Consider the following 19,232-nt stretch of genomic DNA (forward strand, 5'->3'; position numbering starts at 1 on the left):
CACACCATGCAACTCCACGACGTCTGGTTCGTGCTCATCGCCGTTCTGTGGATCGGCTACTTCTTCCTGGAGGGCTTCGACTTCGGAGTCGGCGTCCTGACCAAGCTGCTGGCCCGCAACCGCACGGAGAAGCGGGTCCTGATCAACACGATCGGGCCCGTGTGGGACGGCAACGAGGTCTGGCTGCTCACGGCCGGCGGTGCGACCTTCGCCGCCTTCCCGGAGTGGTACGCCACCCTCTTCTCCGGCTTCTACCTGCCGCTCCTGATCATCCTGATCTGCCTCATCATCCGCGGGGTCGCCTTCGAGTACCGGCACAAGCGGCCCGAGGACCGGTGGCAGACCAACTGGGAACACGCGATCTTCTGGACCTCGCTGATCCCCGCGTTCCTGTGGGGCGTGGCCTTCGCCAACATCGTGCGCGGAGTGAAGATCGACCAGGACATGGAGTACGTCGGAACCTTCTTCGACCTGCTCAACGTCTACTCGATCCTCGGCGGCCTGGTCACCCTGACCCTGTTCACCTTCCACGGCGCGGTGTTCACCTCGCTCAAGACGGTCGGCGACATCCGGGACCGCTCGCGCAAGCTGGCGCTGCGGCTCGGGGTGGTGACCGCCGTCCTGGCGCTCGCCTTCCTGATCTGGACCCAGGTCTCGCGCGGTGACGGATGGAGCCTGATCGCCATGATGGTGGCGGTACTGGCCCTGGTCGGAGCCCTCGGCTTCAACTTCGCGGGCAGGGAGGGATGGGCCTTCGGCCTGTCGGGGGTCACCATCGCGGCGGCCGTCGCGATGCTCTTCCTGACGCTGTTCCCGAACGTCATGCCGTCCTCGCTGAACGACGCCTGGAACCTCACGGTCACCAACGCCTCGTCCAGCCCGTACACCCTGAAGATCATGACCTGGTGTGCGGCGGTGGCGACCCCGGTCGTCCTGCTCTACCAGGCGTGGACGTACTGGGTGTTCCGCAAGCGCATCGGCACGCAGCACATCGTCGACGTGCACTGAGCGCGCTCCGCCTGTCCCGCCCCGCCCGTTCCTGCCTGGGGGATGTTTCACGTGAAACCGATCGACCCGCGCCTGCTTCGGTACGCCCGGTCCACCCGCCTCTTCCTGGGAGCGGTGGTGGCCCTCGGGCTCGCCGGGGCGGGGCTGGTCGTCGGCCAGGCCATGCTGGTCGCCGAGATCGTGGTCGGTGCCTTCGAGGACGGACTGGACGGCGGAGACCTGCGGACGCCCCTGCTGCTGCTCGCGGCGGTGGCGCTCGGCCGGGGGCTGGTCGCCTGGCTGACCGAGCTGGCCGCGCACCGGGCGAGCGCGGCGGTCAAGTCGGAACTGCGCGGCCGGCTGTTGGAGCGGGCGGCGGAACTCGGACCCGGCTGGCTGAGCGGACAGCGGACGGGCTCCCTGGTGGCCCTGGCCACGCGGGGAGTGGACGCACTCGACGACTACTTCTCGCGGTACCTGCCCCAGTTGGGGCTCGCGATCGTCGTCCCCGTGGCGGTGCTCGCGAGGATCGTCACCGAGGACTGGGTGTCGGCGGCGATCATCGTGGTCACGCTCCCGCTGATCCCCCTGTTCATGATCCTGATCGGCATGGCCACCCAGTCCCGGATGGACCGCCAGTGGCGGCTGCTGTCCCGGCTCTCCGGGCACTTCCTGGACGTGGTGGAGGGACTGCCGACCCTGAAGGTCTTCGGCCGCGCGAAGGCGCAGGCGGAGTCCATCCGCAAGATCACCGATGACTACCGGCAGGCGACGATGCGCACCCTGCGCATCGCGTTCCTGTCCTCGTTCGCGCTCGAACTGCTGGCGACCCTGTCGGTGGCGCTGGTCGCCGTGACGATCGGCATGCGGCTCGTCCACGGCGAGCTCGACCTCTACACCGGGCTGGTGATCCTGGTCCTGGCGCCCGAGGCGTACCTGCCGCTGCGTCAGGTCGGGGCGCAGTACCACGCGGCGGCGGAGGGGCTGGCCGCCGCGGAAGAGATCTTCGAGGTGCTGGAGACCCCGGTCGCCGCTTCGCGGGGGACGGACGGCGTTCCGGTCTCGGGACTGCGGATCGAGCTCGACGGGGTGGCCGTCCGGTACGAGGGCCGGGGTGAGGACTCCCCCGGACCCGTCTCGCTGACCGTGGAACCGGGCGAATGCGTGGCCCTCACCGGGCCGAGCGGTGCGGGCAAGTCCACGCTGCTGCAGGTGCTGCTGGGCTTCGTGACGCCGAGTGCGGGCCGGGTCCGGGTCGGGGACGCGGACCTGGCAGCTCTGGCGCCCGAGCAGTGGCGGGAGCGGATCGCGTGGGTACCGCAGCGGCCGCACCTGTTCGCCGGGACGATCGCGGAGAACGTACGGCTGGCGCGGCCCGGTGCCGCCGATGCGGAGGTCACCGCCGCCCTGGTGGACGCCGGGGCGTGGGAGTTCGTACGGGCCCTGCCGCGCGGGGCGGCCACCCTCCTCGGCGAGGGCGGGGTCGGTCTGTCCGCCGGGCAGCGCCAGCGTCTCGCGCTGGCGCGGGCGTTCCTGGCTGACCGGCCGGTGCTCCTGCTCGACGAGCCGACGGCGGCGCTGGACGGCGAGACCGAGGCGGCCGTCGTGGAGGCGGTACGCCGCCTCGCGGTCGGGCGGACCGTCCTGCTGGTGGTGCACCGGCCGGCGCTGCTGGCGCTGGCCGACCGGGTCGTGAGGGTCGGTGCCGGCCCCGCCGGGGCGTCCCCCGCCGCTCCCCTTCCCGCCGTGCGGGCGGGACGGACGGCGGCGGGAACGGCGCCGCGCGATCCCGGCGAATGGATCCTCGGGGACGCTCCGGAGCGGGCGGGCGGTACGGGCGGCGGCGACGCCGGCGGCAGCGCTGCAGGCGGGGGCGATGCCGGCGGCGGCGATCCGCTCAGGCGGGTGCGGGGCGTGGCCAAGGCCTGGCAGGGACGGTTCAGGCTCGGGCTGCTCCTGGGAGCGCTGGCCGTCGGGTGCAGCGTCGGGGTGATGGCCGTCTCCGGATGGCTGATCTCGCGCGCCTCCGAACAGCCTCCCGTGCTGTACCTGATGGTCGCCGTCACCGCGACGCGGGCCTTCGGCATGGGCCGGGCCGTCTTCCGCTACGCGGAGCGGCTCGTGTCCCACGACGCGGTCCTGCGGATGCTCGCAGACCTGCGCGTTTCGGTGTTCCAGAGGCTGGAGCGCATCGCGCCCGCCGGACTGCGCACCCAGCGGCGCGGGGATCTGCTGACCCGGCTGGTGGCCGACGCCGACGCCCTGCAGGACTACTGGCTGCGCTGGCTGCTGCCCGTCGGCACCGCGGTGCTCGTGGGCACCGGCTCGGTGGCGTTCACCGCCTGGCTGCTGCCCGGGGCCGGGGCGGTGCTCGCCGTCGGGCTGCTGGCCGCCGGTGTCGGGGTACCGCTCGTCAGCGCGGTCTGCGCCCGCCGGACGGAGCGCCGGCTCGCCCCCGCCCGGGGCGAGCTCGCCACCCGTGTGGCGGATCTGCTCACCGGAACCGCGGAGCTCACCGTCGCCGGAGCACTCGGCGGGCGCAAGGCCGCCGCCAAGGACAGCGACCGCACACTGACCGGGATCGCGGCCCGCGCGGCCGCCGTCACCGGGCTCGGGAGCGGGCTGTCCGCCTTGGTGAGCGGGCTGACCGTGGTGTGCTCGGCCGCCGTCGGGGCGAACGCCGTCGCCGGGGGCCGGCTGTCAGGGGTGGCCATGGCGGTGGTCGTCCTGACCCCGCTGGCCGCCTTCGAGGCCGTCAGCGGGCTTCCGCAGGCCGTCCAGTACCGACAGCGGGTCCGGCGCAGCGCCGAGCGGGTCTACGAAGTCATCGACACGCCCGCCCCGGTCACCGAGCCGGAGCGGCCCGAAGCCCTGCCCGCCTCGCTCTTCCCGCTGCGACTGACCGGGCTCGCCGCCCGCCACCCGGGGCAGGAGAAGGACGCGCTGAGCGGGCTCGACCTGACGCTGGAGGCGGGCCGCCGGATCGCGGTCGTCGGGCCCTCGGGAGCCGGCAAGACCACGCTGGCACAGGTCCTGCTGCGCTTCCTGGACCAGCACGAAGGTTCGTACACCCTGGGCGGGACCGAGGCGCGCGCCCTCGACGGGGACGACGTGCGCCGGGTCGTGGGCCTGTGTGCCCAGGACGCGCACATCTTCGACAGCTCGGTACGCGAGAACCTGCGCCTGGCCGCCCCGGGGGCGAGCGAGGCGCGGCTGCGGGAGGCCCTCGCCGCGGCCCGGCTGCTGGAGTGGGCCGAGGGGCTCCCGGACGGGCTGGACACCCTGGTCGGCGAGCACGGTGAGCGGATCTCCGGCGGTCAGCGCCAGCGTCTCGCCCTGGCACGGGCGTTGCTCGCGGACTTCCCGGTCCTCGTCCTGGACGAGCCGGCCGAGCACCTGGACCTGGCCACCGCCGACGCGCTGACCGCGGACCTGCTGGCCGCGACCGAGGGCCGCACCACCGTGCTGATCACGCACCGGCTGGCCGGCCTGGAAGAGGTCGACGAGGTACTCGTCCTGGACGGCGGCGCCGTCGTCCAGCGTGGTGCGTACGCGGAGCTGGCGGCGGCTCCCGGCCCGCTGCGCGGGCTGCTCGAACGGGAGCGGGAAGCGGACCTGACGGGCGGCTCCGGGCAGGCTCGACTTTCCTCGCTAAAGGGGACTAACTAGGCTCAAGGGCATGTCAGCGCAGGAGTCGCATGAATCGCCCGAGTACCCGCCGCAGCCCTCGCCGGAATCGCCCGACCCGATGGAGGCCGCGACCGCCGCCACCCGGAGCCTCCAGGGCCTGTCCACCGAGCTCACGGCCCGGGTGCCGCAGCTGCTGGAGGCCATGCGGTCGGTCGGTACCGGACTCGAGCTCCACTCCACGCTGGACCGGATCTGCGAAACGGCCGCCGAGCTCGCGGACGCCCGCTACGCGGCCATCGGCGTGGTCGACACAGAGGGCCCGGGACTCTCGGACTTCGTCACCTTCGGCATCAGCGACGCGCTGGCGAAGAAGATCGGGCACCGCCCGGACGGGAAGCGCGGCCTGCTCGGCGCCTTGATCTCGAACCCCGACCCGGTCCGCCTCGCCGACCTGAGCAAGGACCGGCGTTCGGCGGGCTTCCCCGCCCATCACCCGCCGATGAAGACCTTCCTCGGCGTTCCGATCCGCGTCCAGGGAGAGATCTTCGGGAACCTCTACCTGGCGGAGAAGAACGGCGGCGGCGAGTTCAACGACTACGACGTCCACATGGTCCGGGTCCTGGCGACCGAGGCGGGCATCGCCATTGGCAACGCCCGGCTCTACGAGGCCGCCACCCAGCGCGAGCGCTGGATCGACGGCTCGGTCGCCGTCACCACGGCCCTGCTGTCGGGCGGGGACGCGGACGACGCGCTCGCGGTCGTAGCCGAACAGGCCCGCCGGCTCGCCGATTCGGCCGCCGGGATCGTGATGCTGCCGGCCGAGGAGGGCGGGATGGAGATCGTCGCCATCTCCGCGGAGAACCCGGCAACCTCTCTCGGCGTCGTCATTCCTGCCGAGAGCCCCGTGGTGGCCCGGCTGCTGGAGGGCGAGCCGGTCTTCGTGGACGACGCCGCCTCGGACCCGCGCATGATCAGCCGTCTGACCAGCCAGTACGGGGCCTGCATGATGCTGCCGCTGCAGAGCGGGGGCCGGGTGCTGGGGGCCCTCGTCACGCCGCGGGCGCGCGGAAAGCGCCCGTTCACCGAGGCGGAGCGGACCCTGGCCACGCAGTTCGCCTCACAGGCGGCCCTGGCGCTGATGATGGCGGAGGCGCAGCGGGACCGGGAGCGCCTCGCGGTGTTCGAGGATCGCGACCGGATCGCCCGCGACCTGCACGACCTGGTCATCCAGCGGCTCTTCGCCACCGGGATGATGCTGGAGGGCGCCCAGCGCCGCTCCATCGTCCCGGAGGTCCGCGAAGGTGTCGGCAAGGCCGTGGACGAGTTGGACGTGACGATCCAGGAGATCCGCACCGCGATCTTCGCGCTGCAGCAGGGGCCGGCGGAGGCCCCCTCGGGGCTGCGCACCCGGGTGCTGCGGGAGATCAACATGGCTGCGGTGCCACTGGGCTTCAAGCCCGCGCACCGCTTCCTCGGACCGATCGACGCGGTCGTCGGCGAGCTCGTCGGAAAGAACCTGATCGCGGCCCTGCGCGAGGCGTTGTCGAATGCCTTCCGGCACTCGGAGGCGTCGCGGATCGAGGTGGTGCTGGACTCCACGGTGAGCCTGGCCGACGGGCGTCCCGGGGTCCGCCTGGAGGTGGCCGACGACGGGGTGGGCATCCCGGAGGGCGGGCGGCGAAGCGGGCTGCGGAACCTGCGCCGACGGGCCGAATCGCTCGGCGGGTCCAGCTCGTACGGCCCCGGTCTCGGCGAGGAGGGCGGCGGGACCACTCTGGTGTGGGAGGCCCCGCTCTAACCGCGCTCCGCTGTGGCTTTGCCGCGCTCCGCGGTGGCTGCGCCGCACCGTGGCTGCGCCCCGCTGTAGGTGTACCCCGCGGTGGTTTACGCCTCGGTCCGGGCGGTCCGCTCGGCCAGGATGCGCTCGATGACCAGGGCGACGCCGTCCTCGTTGTTGGCGACCGTACGGCCCGACGCGGCGGCGATCACATCCGGATGGGCATTGCCCATCGCGTACGAGGTGCCGGCCCAGCCGAGCATCTCCACGTCGTTCGGCATGTCGCCGAAGGCGACCACCTCGGCCGGGGAGATGCCGCGCTCCTCGCAGCACAGTGCCAGGGTGCTCGCCTTGGAGACCCCCGGGCCGCTGATCTCCAGTAGGGAGGTCGGGCTGGAGCGGGTGATCGAGGCGAACGCGCCGGCGACGGAACGAGCCAGGGCCAGGAACTCGTCCGGAGCCAGCTCGGAGTGGTGCGCGAGCACCTTGAGGACGGGCGCCGAATCGTCGTCCGTGGCCTCGTGGAGCAGTTCCTCGGCGGTGGCGACATTGGCGCCCGGGTCTTGGAAGAACGGCGGGTACTGCGGCTCGTAGTTGATGCCGGTGGTCAGCTCGACGGCGAAGGAGGTGCCGGGGGCGGCGCCCCGCAAGGCCTCCACCACCTTGAGTGCCGCGATCCGGGGCAGCGGCCTGACCTGAACGAACTCCCGGCCCGTGGGCGGCTGGTCGGTGGCGTGCCGGTTCATGGCATGCAGGTCGACGACGGCGGCGCCGTTCGCGCAGATGGCCAGGCCGTGGCCCTGGACGTGGTCGCTGACCACACCCATCCAGCGGGCCGGGCGTCCGGTCACGAAGAACACCGCGATGCCTGCCTCCTCGGCGGCGGCGAGGGCGGCGACGGTGCGCTCCGAGACGGATTTGTCGTCGCGCAGCAGGGTGCCGTCGAGGTCGGTGGCGATGAGCCGGGTCGCGGGGGTTGGCCCGTCCGGGCGCTGGGGAGCCGAGGTCACGGCTCCATCTTCGCCCATGCCAAGGGTCGGCGACGTTTCACGTGAAACATCCCGCGACCGTGGCCCGGGCGATGTTTCACGTGAAACATCGCGACATGGTTGTCAGTGGGCGGTGGAAGGATCCCCTCGCCGGTTCCGCTGCTGTTCGCGCTGCCGGCTTCGGTGCCGGTTCCGACGACGTCACACGGGGGCGACGTGCTCATCCCTTCAGTCCGCGCGGTGGATTGCGACGCCTGTGGCGGCCCGCGCGCCAGGTGGGTCGCGAGCCTGGCCATGGCCTTGTGCACGGTGTGCGAGCGGGCGGAAGCACACCACCCGGAGCGCGAACCGGTGCTGGTGGGCGAGGTCCTGGCAGACGCGGCCGACGCCCTGGCCCACGCCGGCAGCATCGCGGCTCCGGCCCGCCCCTACTCCGCCGTCCTACTGGCCCTGTGGCGGAACAAGGCCCAGACCGGGACGTGACGGCATCCGGGTCATTCGGCGAGCAGTGCGATGCCGGATCGATCCGACCGTGTCGCCGGGGGAAGCCGACGCCTCGCTGCGGGGCGGACGTAGGCTCGGGGCATGAGTCTGCGCCTGAGCACCGTGATCCTGCCTGTCGACCGCTGGCACGAGGGAGGTCGCGCCAAGTGGCAGCGGGCCGAGGAACTTGGGTTCCACGCGGCCTACACCTACGACCACCTTTCCTGGCGGACCTTCCGGAACGGGCCGTGGTTCGGCGCTCTGCCGACGCTCACGGCTGCCGCGACGGCCACGGAGCGGCTGCGCCTCGGCACGCTCGTCACCTCGCCGAACTTCCGCCACCCGGTGACGCTCGCCAAGGAACTGATCTCCCTCGACGACGTCTCCGGCGGACGGATCACGCTCGGCATCGGCGCCGGAGGCAACGGCTTCGACGCCACCGTGCTCGGCCAGGAGCAGCCGTGGACCCCCAAGGAGCGCGCCGACCGGTTCGGGGAGTTCCTGCCGCTGCTCGACCGGCTGCTCACCGAGGATTCCGTCTCGCAGCGGGGCACGTTCTACTCGGCGGAGGAGGCCTTCAACCTCCCCGGGTGCGTCCAGCGGCCCCGGCTGCCCTTCGCCGTCGCCGCGACCGGCCCGCGCGGCCTGAAGCTCGCCGCACGGTACGGGCAGGCATGGGTGACCACCGGTGACCCGAAGATCTTCGACGAGGGCACCCCGGAGCAGTCCGTGCAGGCCCTGCGCGGCCAGGTCGAGAAGCTCGGCAAGGCGTGTGCGGAGACCGGCCGGGAGATTGCCGACCTGGACAAGATCCTGCTCACGGGCTTCACCCCGGACCGGGGGCGGCCGCTGGAGTCCGTGGCGGCCTTCGTCGACTTCGCCGGCCGCCACCAGGAGCTCGGCTTCACCGAGCTCGTGATCCACTGGCCGATCCCCGACTCCGACTTCGCCGCCGACCAGGGCGTCTTCGAGCGGATCGCCACCGAGGCGCTCGCCCAGCTGGGCTGAGACGGGGTGAGCTGAACCGCTGCCGCCACCGCTGCCGTCGCCCTAGGGTTCGGAGCGACGGCAGCGCGCACCCTCAGGACGAGGTGCGCAGCAGGTGTTCCGTGGTCCGGTCGGCGCTCTCCAGGAGCCACTCCGGGGCCACGCCGTCGGGCAGTGCGCGCACCTCGGCGGCCAGCGCCGAGACCCGGGCGGCGCCGGCTTCGGGCCGGCCCAGCTCGTGCTCGGTCCAGGCGGCGTTGTTCACGCACTGGAACCGGGCCTGCAGATGGTCCGGGCCGAGCTCCGCGTGGAGGCCGGCGGCCCGCTCCCACAGCAGGATCTCCTCCAGCCGCAGCGCCTCGAGCTCCGCCTCGCCCAGTGGTTGGGCGGGCCCGGAACCCCGTCCTTCCTCCTCGTCCGCCTCCTCGTCGGCGCGGACCCGGCGGTCGAGGACCTGGGCGAGCTGGTTCCAGGTCTCGGCCAGTTCGGCCCGCGCCTCGCGGTCCCCGGGGCCCTGTGTCAGCGCGGCGGTCAGGACCTCGGCCGCCTCGTCCATCCGGGCCCGGGCCCCCGCCACCCCGGTGTCGGTGACCTCTTCGCGCAGCCCCAGCCAGGCCAGCGACCGCAGGATCCGTACCTCGGCGACCGGTGCGTCCTTCGACCGCCGGCGCAGTTCGAGGGCCCGCTCGTACGCGGCGACCGCCTCCGGCACCAGCTGCGCCTCGGAGAGTTGATCGGCGGCAGCCTGGGCGAAGCCGGCCTGCGGTCGCGGGTCCTCCCAGTTCTCGGCCAGCTCTGCCGCCAGCAGGTACTGCTCGGCCGCGCCCCGGGGATCGTGCAGCTCGCGCAGCAGGTCGCCCAGGAACTCCCGTACGGAAACGGCCTGGCCCTCCCCGTGCTCCAGCAGGTCCGGCAGCGTCGACTGCAACACCTCGACCGCCTCGGCGGTGTTCCCCTCACGGGCGTGGCACCGGGCGAGCAGCAGCCTGGCCTGGGCCCCGCCGTCGGCGGTGAGCCCGGCCTGGTCGAACCAGTACGCCGCCTCCAGAGCGTGCCGCGCGGCCTCCGCGTCGGCCTCGCCGCGCCCCAGCAGGATGTCGGCGAGGGTGAGCCGTACGACGCCCTGCGCCTCGGCGTCGGTCACCTCCGCGGCATGCGCCAGCCCGGCCCGGGCCGATTCCTCGGCCTCCGCGGCCCGGTCCAGCGACATCAGCACGCCTGCCCTCAGCACGAGCGGGTCCACGGCGAGCCACGGACGGCCCGCCGCCACCGAACGGTCGGCGGATCCGGCGAGCAGGGTCAGGGCATGCTCCGGGTCGCCCTGCGAGAGGGCGAGGCGGCCCAGCATCTCCTCGGCCTCGGCGACCACGTCGGGCACGGTCGCGGCGTAGGCATCGGCGAAGGCGGCGAGTTCGGCGACCAGCTCGCCGTGGCCGTGCTCCCCGTCGTGGCCGGAGCCCTGCCCGTGGCCGTCGCCGTGCCCGTGCTCGGGGTCCTCGGTCGCCTCGACCGAGCGCAGGTAGGACTCCACCCGGATCCCCGTCAGCTCCGCGAGCGCGATCCGCCGGGTCCGCAGCGGCTCGCCCGCGTCCAGCGCCTCGGCGGCGCGCAGGGCGACCGCCAGCAGCCCGCGCAGCTCCCCCGCCTCCGTGCCCGACTGCGCGGCCACCGTCGCCAGCCGCAACTCGGCCAGGGCGGCGCGCTCCGCGAGCCCCAGTTCCCGGTAGCGCTCGCGTACGCCGGCCAGCAGTTCCGAGGCGTCGCCGGCGCCGGCCCGAGCGGCCGCCAGGGCCCGGTGGTCCGCCACATCGGCGGCGGCCAGCGGATCGGACCCGGCAGCTGCCTCGGGGCGCAGGGCCACCTGCTCCCAGAGCGCGTCGGCGCCCGGGTGCCCGAGATCGCGTGCCTCCCGGGCCCGTGCCACGAGTTCCGGGAAGCCCTCGGCCGGGGCCGCCGCCCTGGACACCGGGGCGGGGCCCGGCTGCGGGAGCGCCGCGAGCCCGGAGCTTCGTACGCCCAGCGGCAGGGCCTCGTTCAGCGGGGCGGCGCCGATCCGCGCGAGGAATCGCTCCGACACCCGGGTGGAGCCGTTGCGCGCGTCGAACCGCTGGGCGATGTCGAGCGCCCCGTCACGCAGCACCTCGTACAGCTCGGACACGGTGCACGGGCTGCCCTCGTAGGCGACTGTCGGGCTCGGGCCGTGACCCAGCTCCGTCAGACGGCGCAGCAGGACGAGGACTCCGCCGTGGAAGGCCAGCTGGTCGGAGAGGTTGGCGAGCGGGGCCACGTACGCCGCGTGCTCGGCGAGGATCTCCAGACCGCGGGACTCGTTTCCGGTGAGCGCGCAGAACTCGATGTGCCGGCCCACCGAGGGCAGCAGGCTCTCCTTGCCCCGGGCCATCCGGTATCCGCGCAGATGGGCCGAGCGGGCTTCGTCGAACCGGCCGAGCCGCACCAGCGGCAGCAGTGAGGCGGCCAGCACCCGGTGGGGTTCCTCGGCGCAGGTCTGCTCACCGGAGAGCACCGGCTGCCAGAGCACCAGGGCCTCGGCGTCGTCGCCGCGCAGCACGGCGTACTGGCCCTGGCTGTTGAGCTCGCAGGCGTGGCAGTCGCTCATGTCGTCGCGGTCGGCGGCCTGCCAGCGCTTGTACGCGCGTCCGGCCCGCTCGTCGTCACCGGTCGCGTCGGCGAGCCACAGCTCGGCCTCGCGCACGGGACGCTCGCTGTAACCGGCGATCCGGTAGCGGCGCTCCATCTCGTCCAGCCAGCCGGCGGCCGACTCAAGCGGGATCTCCGGAGAGTTGCCGATGGCGCTGGCGATCCACTTGAACTGCCAGAACAGCGAGTGGGCGTCCCACTCGTCGAAGGCGCCCTGGTCCTTGTCGTACTCCTGGAGCAGCCGGGCGAAAGGGACGAGCATCTTCGGCGACTCGGAGCTGTACAGGTAGGCGTTGATCAGGTTGTCCAGTGCCGCACGGAACAGCGGGCGGTCCCCGGTCGCCTCGGCGGCGGCGGACAGCGCCTCGGCGTGCGCGTTGCGGGCGGACCCGCCCGGGGCCTGGCGGTTCTCGGCCAGTCCGCTCTCGATCTCCTCGCGGGTCAGCGTGCTCACTTCTGCTCCTCCTGGGCGTCTGTGCCGGCCGTGCCGTCTGTGCCGTTCGTGCGGTCCGTGGTGCCGACCGGGTGCGTCGCCCATTCCAGGAGCCCGAGGAAGGCCCGGTTGAGCAGCGTGGTGTCGGCCGCGCGCAGCGGCCGCTGCGACCTCAGCAGGGCCTGGCCGTACAGCGATTCGACGGCTGTGGCGGTCAGGGCCTCGTCGGGAAGGGCGGCGATCCGGCGGATGAGCGGGTTGTTGTGGTTGAGCACGAGGCGGGCGCGCGGAGCGGAGCCGCGCAGCGAGCCGAGGATGCCGCTCCACAGCGAGTCGGCGCTCTCCAGGGCGGCGGTGCGGTCGCGCTCCTGACGGGCCTGGCGGTCGTCGAGGTAGAGCGCCGGGACGGCGGCGGGCTGGAAGGCGCGCAGGACCACGTCGCAGCTCTGGGGTTCCAGGCGGGTGCGGGCGGTGGCCAGGAAGGGGGCCAGGGCCAGTTCGGCGGAGGTCGGGACCGGATCGAGGCGCTCGGTGACGGCTCCCGCGTCGAGCTCGGTGACCTTGAGCTCCGGGCGTACGGAGGGCAGCAGGGCCAGCAGATCGGCGTCGTAGGTGTAGCCGGCGTTGATGACCCCGAGTCCGTGGGCGGCCGCGATCGGGGCGATCTGGCGGAACTCCTCCACGGTGCGGGTGAAGTGGATCTCGGTGTGCGCGGCGGCGAACTCCTCCAGGCTCATCGAACCGTCGCTGGTCTCGAACGGCAGCCAGGGCAGCATCAGGCCGAGCAGCTCGGCGTCGTGCCGGGCCAGCGATTTCACCCCGAGGTGGTGGACGCTCAGGAAGGCGGCCAGCCGCTCGGGTTCGCTGGTGGCGAGCTCGGCGAGCCAGGCGCGGACGCGGGCGCCGAGGGCCTCGCGCACGGCGGCCAGGGTCTCGTCGTCGTACAAGTTCTCGCGGGAGGCGGTGGGCCGCAGGGTGTCGGTGTCCAGGACGGCGCGGACGAAGAACGCCCAGTCGGGCAGCAGGTTGTCGGCCTTGTCGGTCAGCAGCATGCCCTTGAGGTGGACGCGGTGTCCGGACCGGTGGGCGGGGCTGGTCGGCTCGGGCAGGACGTACGCGACTCCGCGCACTCCCGCCACGGGAAGGTCGAGGTCGATGCTGTCGAGCGGGGTGAAGCCGAAGAGCTGCGCGCAGTGCGCGGCGAGCGCGACGCGGCGGGCCGCGGGGGTGGGGAAGGGCCGGTCCCAGACGGCGGGCCGGTCGGTGACCGGGCGGGGTCCGGCGGCGGAGCCGTCGTCGAAGGTGATGTCGTAGGGCAGCAGGGAGCCGTAGTCGCGGGCCAGTTGCTCGACCTTGGCCGGGACGGTCCACTCCTCGGCGCCGGGGCGGGCCTCCAGGACGACGGTGGTGCCGGGTTCCGGGCGGTCGTCGGAGGGCAGTTCGCGGACGGTGTACGAGCCGTCGTCCGTGGCCAGCCATTCGACGGGCGCGGCCAGCGGGTCGCGGGCGGAGCGGGTGACCACGCGGATCTGGCGGGCGACGACGAAGCAGGCGAGCAGGCCGATGCCGAACTGGCCGAGGAACTCCTGGCGGGTGGTCTCCAGGCCGTGTGGGCCCCCGCGCTTGGAGCTGCGTCCGATGGTGGCGAGGAGGGAGTGGGCCTCGTCGGCGGTCAGGCCGATGCCGCTGTCCTCGATGGTCACGCGGTTGCCGGTCGCCGACAGGCGGATGGCGATCTCGGCCTCGGGGTCCAGGGCGTGGCGGGCGGTGACGGCGTCGACGGCGTTCTGGAGGAGCTCGCGGACGTACACGCGGGGGCTGGAGTAGAGGTGGTGGGAGAGGAGGTCGACCAGGCCGCGCAGGTCGACCTGGAAGGTGTTCGGATGGGTTTCTCGGGCTTCTTCGGACGTCATGGGGCGTCACCTCGCGTGCTGGTACGGGTTGTTCGGCGACCGCGAGGTACCCCCCTCACAGATCCCGGAGTGAGGAACAGCGTAGGGGGATGATCTGACAATCCTTCGGTGAATTCCGGTGCCTGTGGGGGTTCTCCCGGGCATCTCCGGGTTATTGGAACCGCAGGAATTGCGGCGGCACGGAGTCCGCCAGCCACACGCCATTGGCGCTGATCCGAAAGACGTGCCCCGCGGCGCGCATCGCCGCCGCGTCCACGGCGAGGACGACCGGCCGGCCGCGGCGTGCGCCGACGCGGGTCGCGGTCTCCCGGTCCGGGGAGAGGTGGACGTGGTGGCGGGCCATCGGGCGCAGCCCCTCGGCGCGGATCGCGTCCAGGGCGGCCGCGACGGTGCCGTGGTAGAGGTACGCGGGCGGTTCGGCCTCCGGCAGGCCCAGGTCCACGGGGACGGTGTGCCCCTGGCTGGCGCGGATCCGGCTGCCGTCGACGGCGAACCGCTGCTTGTCGTTTGCGGCGACCACGTGGTCGAGCTCGGCACGGGTGATGGGGAAGCCGTGGGCGGCGCCGGCGCTCAGGAGATCGTCGATCTCCACCCAGCCTTGCGGGTCGAGCACCAGTCCGATGCGTTCCGGCTGATGGCGCAGGTGTTTCGAGACGTATTTGGACACCTTGACGGTGCGCTTGTCATTCATTCGCCCAGCGTGACGGCTCGGCCGGGTCCGGCGCAGCGATTTTTCGCCGTTCTCTCGAACCTGGACTCCCCCTATCGCGTTTCCAAGATACGGAATACATTTTCCGCTGAACTGCCACTCAAGGGGGAGAAAAGTATGACAAACAGTGCGTCTCTGTCGCGGCGTGCGACCGCCGAGCTCGTCGGCACCGCCGCCCTCCTCGTGGTCGTCATCGGATCGGGAATCCAGGCCGCCGCGCTCACCTCGGACACGGGCGTGGCCCTGGTCGCCAACTCGCTCGCCTCGGCCATCGGGCTCGGGCTGATCATCACTCTCTTCGGGCCGCTCTCGGGCGCCCACCTCAACCCGGTGGTCACCCTCACGGCCTGGTGGGGGCGTCGCACCGGCGGTGAAGGACTCGAAGGCCGGGAGGCCCTGGTCTACGTGGCGGCGCAGACCGCCGGGGCCATAGGCGGGGCCGTCCTCGCGGAAACGATGTTCGGCCGCATCCCCGGTTCCTTCTCCACCCAGGTCCGCGACGGCGGACACCTGCTCGTCGGGGAGGTCGTGGCCACCGCCGGACTGGTCCTGGTGATCCAGGGCCTTGGCCGCATCGGCCGGCCGAAGCTGATCCCGGCCGCGGTCGCCGCCTACATCGCCGCCGCGATCTGGTTCACCTCCTCCGGCTCCTTCGCGAACCCGGCCGGCACCATCGGGCGCAGCTTCAGCGACTCCTTCACCGGCATCGCCCCGCAGTCGCTGCCGGGGTTCGTCGCCGCCCAGCTCGTCGGCGGGGTCCTCGGCCTGGTCCTCGCGGGCCTGCTCTACGGAAGCACCCGCCCGGCAGCCGCCTCCCCCGCCGCAGCCGCCTCCCCCGCGGCCGGCTCCTCCACCACCGACACCGCGGGTACCGCCGCCACGGTCGGTCCGGTGGCCGAAACCAACGTGCCCGGAACGGCGTTCCAGGCCGTCGGCTGACCCTCCGGGGACGGTTCCCCACAGGTCGGTCGGACTTGTCCACAGCCCTTTGCGCCGGTTTCGGCGACAAAAGCGTGATCCGGCCTGTGGACTACTGAGCGAGCACTACCGGCCGCCGCGACTGGCCAGATCGTTCATCGTCCGGGCCTGCAACTCCCGCTCCGTGGCGGCCCGGACGAACTCCGCCACATGGTCGGGCCCCACCAGTTCCTGCACCGCTCGCACGGTCTCCGCGGGCAGCGCCACCGGGGCCGGCCCGGAGGGCTGGGGAGTCCCGACGGCCCCGAGGTGCCGCTGGAGGTGCCGGGTCGCGAAGAGGCGCATCGCCCGCGCCAGTTCCGCGTCCACCGTCTGCTGGGCCAGTGGCCGCAGTCTCCGTACCATCGTCGCCGCCTCGGCCGCGTCCGAGTCCGTCGGGGGGACGGCCCCCAGGTACCGGGCGAAGACGTGCTCCGTGGTGAATTCGAGGAAGCGCGAGGCGATGAGCTCCACCTGGCCGCGCAGCTCCCGCAGATGACCGGTGATCGCGGGCAGCGGGACCCCGGCGGCGTACAGCTCGGCCGCCACGGACAGCTCCTGCGGAGACGGTACGAGGAACTGGTCCGGGCGCCCCGGGATCCGCTCCAGCACGCCCAGCTCGCACGCCTCGCCGACCGCTTCGTCGTCGGGCTTGCCGCCGAACCGCTCGTTCAGCTCGTCCCGGCTTATCCGGGCCGCTTCCTCGTCCGTCCACGGCCCGTGCACCTCGGCCACCAGCCCCAGGACACCGCCGAGACCGCGGCCCGCGTCCCAGGCCTCCAGCAGTTCCTTGATGGAGGCCAGGGTGTACCCGCGGTCCAGCAGGTCGGCTATCTGGCGCAGCCGAGCCAGATGCGTGTCCCGGTAGACATTGGAACGGCCTCGCCGCTCCGGCTTCGGCAGCAGACCGCGGTCCTGGTACGCCCGGATCGTGCGGACGGTCGCACCGCTGTGGTGCGCCAGATCCTCGATCCGGTACTCGGCTACTGCCTGCTCGGACAATCCCGGCTCCCTACGACATGGCGGCTCGGCCGATCGCGCCCGCAGCGGACCGGGCGGCAGGTGAGGCCGCGAGGTACTCGACCGCCCTGCGCAGCGAGCCCTCCTGCGAGGGATGGTACGACCGCCGCAGGTAGCGGGGTATGGCCGCGGCGAGCTCTCTCCAAGTGGGCAGCAGCCCCTTGGCCACGGACCGGTTGTGCTCGCGCAGCGAATAGCGGGTCCGTCCGCGCAGCCCCGGGTCGTTGCGCAGGAGGTACGAGGCCCCCGCGATCCACAGCCAGCCCATGACCGGCGCGACCACGGCCATACCCTCGATGCGCCGGGCGTAGCGGGGCAGGCCCGAGCCGCCGCAGTGCTGGTACATGTCGAAGGCGACGGAGCGGTGCTCCACCTCCTCCGCGCCGTGCCAGCGCAGCAGATCGAGCATGACCTCGTCCGCTCCGGCCGCGTCCAGCCCCTCGGCGCCGAGCACCCAGTCCCCGAGGACCGCCGTGAACTGCTCGATCGCGGCGACCAGCGAGAGCCGGAAGCGCAGCCACTCCTGCGCCGTGATCGGGGCACCGAACGGCGGGGTCTCCCCGAGCAGCTTCTCGAAGAGGAAGTCCACGTACTTCGTGTACGCCTCGGTGGGCAGCCGCTGTTCGGCGAGGTGGTCCAGGACGTAGGAGTGCTGCACGCTGTGCGTGGCCTCCTGGCCCATGAAACCCTTCACCTCGCTGCGCAGCTCCGCGTCCGTGACCAGGGGCAGGGCCTCTTTGAAGACCTTCACGAACCACCGCTCACCGGCCGGCAGCAGCAGGTGCAGCACGTTGATGACGTGGGTGGCCGTGGGCTCGCCCGGTATCCAGTGCAGCGGTGTGGCCTTCCAGTCGAAGGCCACCCGGCGCGGTGCGATCGCGTACGGGGCAGCCCTGCCCGCGACCGCCCCGCTCACAGCTTGGGCTCCAGTTTCGCGAACCGCCGCAGGGTCCCCGGCGCGAACCGGGACATCCACAGGGCGCCCTTGGACTCGGGGGTCACCGGGACCACGGCCTGGTTCTTCACGACCGCGAGCAGGATCGCGTCCGCGACCTTCTCCGGCGGGAAGTTGCGCAGCCCGTAGAGCCGGGAGGACTTCTGCTGGCGCCGCTTCTCCTCGGCCTCGTCCACTCCGGCGAACCGGGAGGTGGCGGTGATGTTGGTGTTGACGATGCCGGGGCAGATGGCCGACACACCGATCGACTTCGAGGCCAGCTCGGCCCGCAGGCACTCGCTGAGCATCAGCACCGCCGCCTTGGAGGTGCTGTACGCGGGCAGTGTCTTGGACGGCAGGTAGGCGGCGGCGGAAGCGGTGTTGACGATGTGCCCGCCCTGGCCGCGCTCCGCCATCTGCTTGCCGAAGAGCCGGCAGCCGTGGATGACGCCCCACAGATTGACGTCGAGGACCTTCTTCCAGTCCTCGGTGCTCGTGTCCAGGAACGGTCCCGACAGGCCGATCCCGGCGTTGTTGACCAGGACGTCCACGATCCCGTACTCGGAGGCGACCTTCGCGGCGAGCTTCTCCATGGCCTGCTCGTCGCTGACGTCGACGCACTCGCCCCAGGCCTGCGGCGAGCCGACCAGGCGCGCCATGTCGGCGGTCCGGGCGGCGCCGTCGGCGTCCCGGTCCACGCACACCACCCGGGCGCCGGCCTCGGCGAAGGCGAAGGCGGTGGCCCGGCCGATGCCGCTCGCGGCTCCGGTCACCAGGACCAGCTGGCCGCCGAAGCGGTCCGCGTACCTGCCCGGGGCCTTCTGCTCCGGCGCCCGCGTGGCGGGCTCCTCCCGCGAGGTGACGAACTCGGTGATCCACGCGGCCAGCTGGTCGGGCCGGGTCCGCGGCACCCAGTGCTTGGCCGGCAGGGTGCGCCGCACCAGGTCCGGTGCCCACAGCTCCAGCTCGTCGTAGAGCCGCTCGGAGAGGAAGGCGTCCCCGGTGGGGGTGATCAACTGCACCGGTACGTGGGCGTACGCGTCGGCGCGCGGCCGGCGCAGCCGGGCCCGGACGTTGTCCCGGTAGAGCCAGGCGCCGTGCGCGGCGTCGGAGGGCAGCGAGGCCGTCGGGTAGTCCCCGGCGGGGACCTTCTCCATCCGCTCCAGGAACTTCGGCCACTGCTTGCCGAGCGGACCGCGCCAGGCGAGCTCCGGCAGCACGGGGGTGTGCAGCATGTACACGTACCAGGACTTGACGCCCTGCTGGAGCAGCTGGGCGGCCCTGCGCGGGGTCGGCCGGGCCATCCGCTTCTTGATCCAGTGTCCGAAGTGGTCGAGGGAGGGCCCCGACATCGAGGTGAAGGACGCGATCCGGCCCTCGGTACGGGCGACCGTCGCGAACTCCCAGCCCTGCACGGAGCCCCAGTCGTGGCCGACCAGGTGCACCGGGCGGTCCGGGCTGACCGCGTCCACGACCGCGAGGAAGTCGTCGGTCAGCTTCTCCAGGGTGAACCCGCCGCGCAGCGGCTTCGGGGCGGTGGAGCGCCCGTGGCCCCGCACGTCGTAGAGCACGACGTGGAACCGGGAGGCCAGCCGCTCGGCGACCTGCGACCAGACCTCCTTGCTGTCCGGGTACCCGTGCACCAGGACCACGGTCGGCCGGTCCGCGTCACCGAGTTCGACGACGCACAGCTCGACCCCGCCGGTGCTCACCCAGCGCTCGCGCGCGCCCGCCAGGCCCGCGTCCGTCATTGCG

At 72.7% G+C, this 19,232-nt stretch carries 13 protein-coding genes; 6 read left to right on the forward strand and 7 right to left on the reverse strand.

From position 1 onward, the window contains the following. The first annotated feature begins 6 nt into the window (after window positions 1–6). From cydB to ACFWBW_RS05540, 3 genes are all read left to right on the forward strand, one after another. Window positions 7–1,008: a cytochrome d ubiquinol oxidase subunit II gene (gene cydB / locus ACFWBW_RS05530; protein ID WP_385368628.1), complete on the forward strand. Its 1,002-nt coding sequence runs from the start codon at window positions 7–9 to the stop codon at window positions 1,006–1,008. A 51-nt stretch (window positions 1,009–1,059) separates the two neighbouring features. Beyond that, a complete protein-coding gene (cydD, locus tag ACFWBW_RS05535) occupies window positions 1,060–4,656 on the forward strand; it encodes a thiol reductant ABC exporter subunit CydD (RefSeq protein ID WP_385368630.1) in 3,597 nt (1,198 codons plus the stop codon). Between the two features lie 79 nt (window positions 4,657–4,735). Then, the gene (locus tag ACFWBW_RS05540; protein ID WP_385368747.1) at window positions 4,736–6,415 is read left to right on the forward strand and encodes a GAF domain-containing sensor histidine kinase; all 1,680 of its coding nucleotides are present in this window, start codon (window positions 4,736–4,738) and stop codon (window positions 6,413–6,415) included. A gap of 86 nt (window positions 6,416–6,501) precedes the next feature. Here ACFWBW_RS05540 and ACFWBW_RS05545 read toward each other — a convergent pair whose 3' ends face one another. After that, on the reverse strand, window positions 6,502–7,422 hold the full coding sequence (locus ACFWBW_RS05545) for an HAD-IIB family hydrolase (protein ID WP_385368632.1): 921 nt from the start codon (window positions 7,420–7,422) through the stop codon (window positions 6,502–6,504). Window positions 7,423–7,599: 177 nt separating this feature from the next. Here ACFWBW_RS05545 and ACFWBW_RS05550 point away from each other — a divergent pair, with 177 nt between their 5' ends. Both ACFWBW_RS05550 and ACFWBW_RS05555 read left to right on the forward strand, forming a co-directional pair. Further along, the gene (locus ACFWBW_RS05550) at window positions 7,600–7,866 is read left to right on the forward strand and encodes a hypothetical protein (protein WP_385368634.1); all 267 of its coding nucleotides are present in this window, start codon (window positions 7,600–7,602) and stop codon (window positions 7,864–7,866) included. Window positions 7,867–7,968: 102 nt separating this feature from the next. Next, window positions 7,969–8,874, forward strand: coding sequence for an LLM class flavin-dependent oxidoreductase (locus tag ACFWBW_RS05555; protein ID WP_385368636.1), 906 nt, complete (start codon window positions 7,969–7,971; stop codon window positions 8,872–8,874). A gap of 73 nt (window positions 8,875–8,947) precedes the next feature. Here the strand turns inward: ACFWBW_RS05555 and ACFWBW_RS05560 are convergent, their stop codons facing one another. From ACFWBW_RS05560 to ACFWBW_RS05570, 3 genes are all read right to left on the reverse strand, one after another. Further along, window positions 8,948–11,965, reverse strand: coding sequence for a tetratricopeptide repeat protein (locus ACFWBW_RS05560; RefSeq protein WP_385368638.1), 3,018 nt, complete (start codon window positions 11,963–11,965; stop codon window positions 8,948–8,950). Then, window positions 11,962–13,857: an HSP90 family protein gene (locus tag ACFWBW_RS05565; protein WP_385368640.1), complete on the reverse strand. Its 1,896-nt coding sequence runs from the start codon at window positions 13,855–13,857 to the stop codon at window positions 11,962–11,964. Before ACFWBW_RS05565 ends, ACFWBW_RS05560 begins: the two co-directional genes overlap by 4 nt. A gap of 151 nt (window positions 13,858–14,008) precedes the next feature. After that, the gene (locus ACFWBW_RS05570) at window positions 14,009–14,548 is read right to left on the reverse strand and encodes an RNA 2'-phosphotransferase (RefSeq protein WP_385368642.1); all 540 of its coding nucleotides are present in this window, start codon (window positions 14,546–14,548) and stop codon (window positions 14,009–14,011) included. Between the two features lie 135 nt (window positions 14,549–14,683). Between ACFWBW_RS05570 and ACFWBW_RS05575 the strand changes: the two genes are divergently transcribed. After that, window positions 14,684–15,505, forward strand: coding sequence for an aquaporin (locus ACFWBW_RS05575; RefSeq protein ID WP_385368644.1), 822 nt, complete (start codon window positions 14,684–14,686; stop codon window positions 15,503–15,505). 105 nt (window positions 15,506–15,610) lie between these two features. Here the strand turns inward: ACFWBW_RS05575 and ACFWBW_RS05580 are convergent, their stop codons facing one another. The 3 genes from ACFWBW_RS05580 to ACFWBW_RS05590 are packed head-to-tail and all read right to left on the reverse strand — an operon-like array spanning window position 15,611 to window position 19,228. Then, on the reverse strand, window positions 15,611–16,525 hold the full coding sequence (locus tag ACFWBW_RS05580; RefSeq protein ID WP_243331221.1) for a MerR family transcriptional regulator: 915 nt from the start codon (window positions 16,523–16,525) through the stop codon (window positions 15,611–15,613). Window positions 16,526–16,535: 10 nt separating this feature from the next. Beyond that, window positions 16,536–17,459, reverse strand: coding sequence for a metal-dependent hydrolase (locus ACFWBW_RS05585; protein WP_385368646.1), 924 nt, complete (start codon window positions 17,457–17,459; stop codon window positions 16,536–16,538). Further along, window positions 17,456–19,228: an SDR family oxidoreductase gene (locus tag ACFWBW_RS05590; protein ID WP_385368749.1), complete on the reverse strand. Its 1,773-nt coding sequence runs from the start codon at window positions 19,226–19,228 to the stop codon at window positions 17,456–17,458. Before ACFWBW_RS05590 ends, ACFWBW_RS05585 begins: the two co-directional genes overlap by 4 nt. Window positions 19,229–19,232 lie beyond the last annotated feature (4 nt).

The organism is Streptomyces sp. NPDC059957 (assembly GCF_042730015.1).
In the GTDB taxonomy this organism is placed as follows: Bacteria; Actinomycetota; Actinomycetes; order Streptomycetales; family Streptomycetaceae; genus Streptomyces.

Bases quoted from the DNA above. Each gene is read 5' to 3' on its own strand.
- ACFWBW_RS05590 (WP_385368749.1), bottom strand. From the start codon at position 19,228: ATGACGGACGCGGGCCTGGCGGGCGCGCGCGAGCGCTGGGTGAGCACC.
- ACFWBW_RS05565 (WP_385368640.1), bottom strand. From the start codon at position 13,857: ATGACGTCCGAAGAAGCCCGAGAAACCCATCCGAACACCTTCCAGGTC.
- ACFWBW_RS05575 (WP_385368644.1), top strand. From the start codon at position 14,684: ATGACAAACAGTGCGTCTCTGTCGCGGCGTGCGACCGCCGAGCTCGTC.
- ACFWBW_RS05570 (WP_385368642.1), bottom strand. From the start codon at position 14,548: ATGAATGACAAGCGCACCGTCAAGGTGTCCAAATACGTCTCGAAACAC.
- ACFWBW_RS05540 (WP_385368747.1), top strand. From the start codon at position 4,736: ATGGAGGCCGCGACCGCCGCCACCCGGAGCCTCCAGGGCCTGTCCACC.
- ACFWBW_RS05545 (WP_385368632.1), bottom strand. From the start codon at position 7,422: ATGGGCGAAGATGGAGCCGTGACCTCGGCTCCCCAGCGCCCGGACGGG.
- ACFWBW_RS05555 (WP_385368636.1), top strand. From the start codon at position 7,969: ATGAGTCTGCGCCTGAGCACCGTGATCCTGCCTGTCGACCGCTGGCAC.
- cydB (WP_385368628.1), top strand. From the start codon at position 7: ATGCAACTCCACGACGTCTGGTTCGTGCTCATCGCCGTTCTGTGGATC.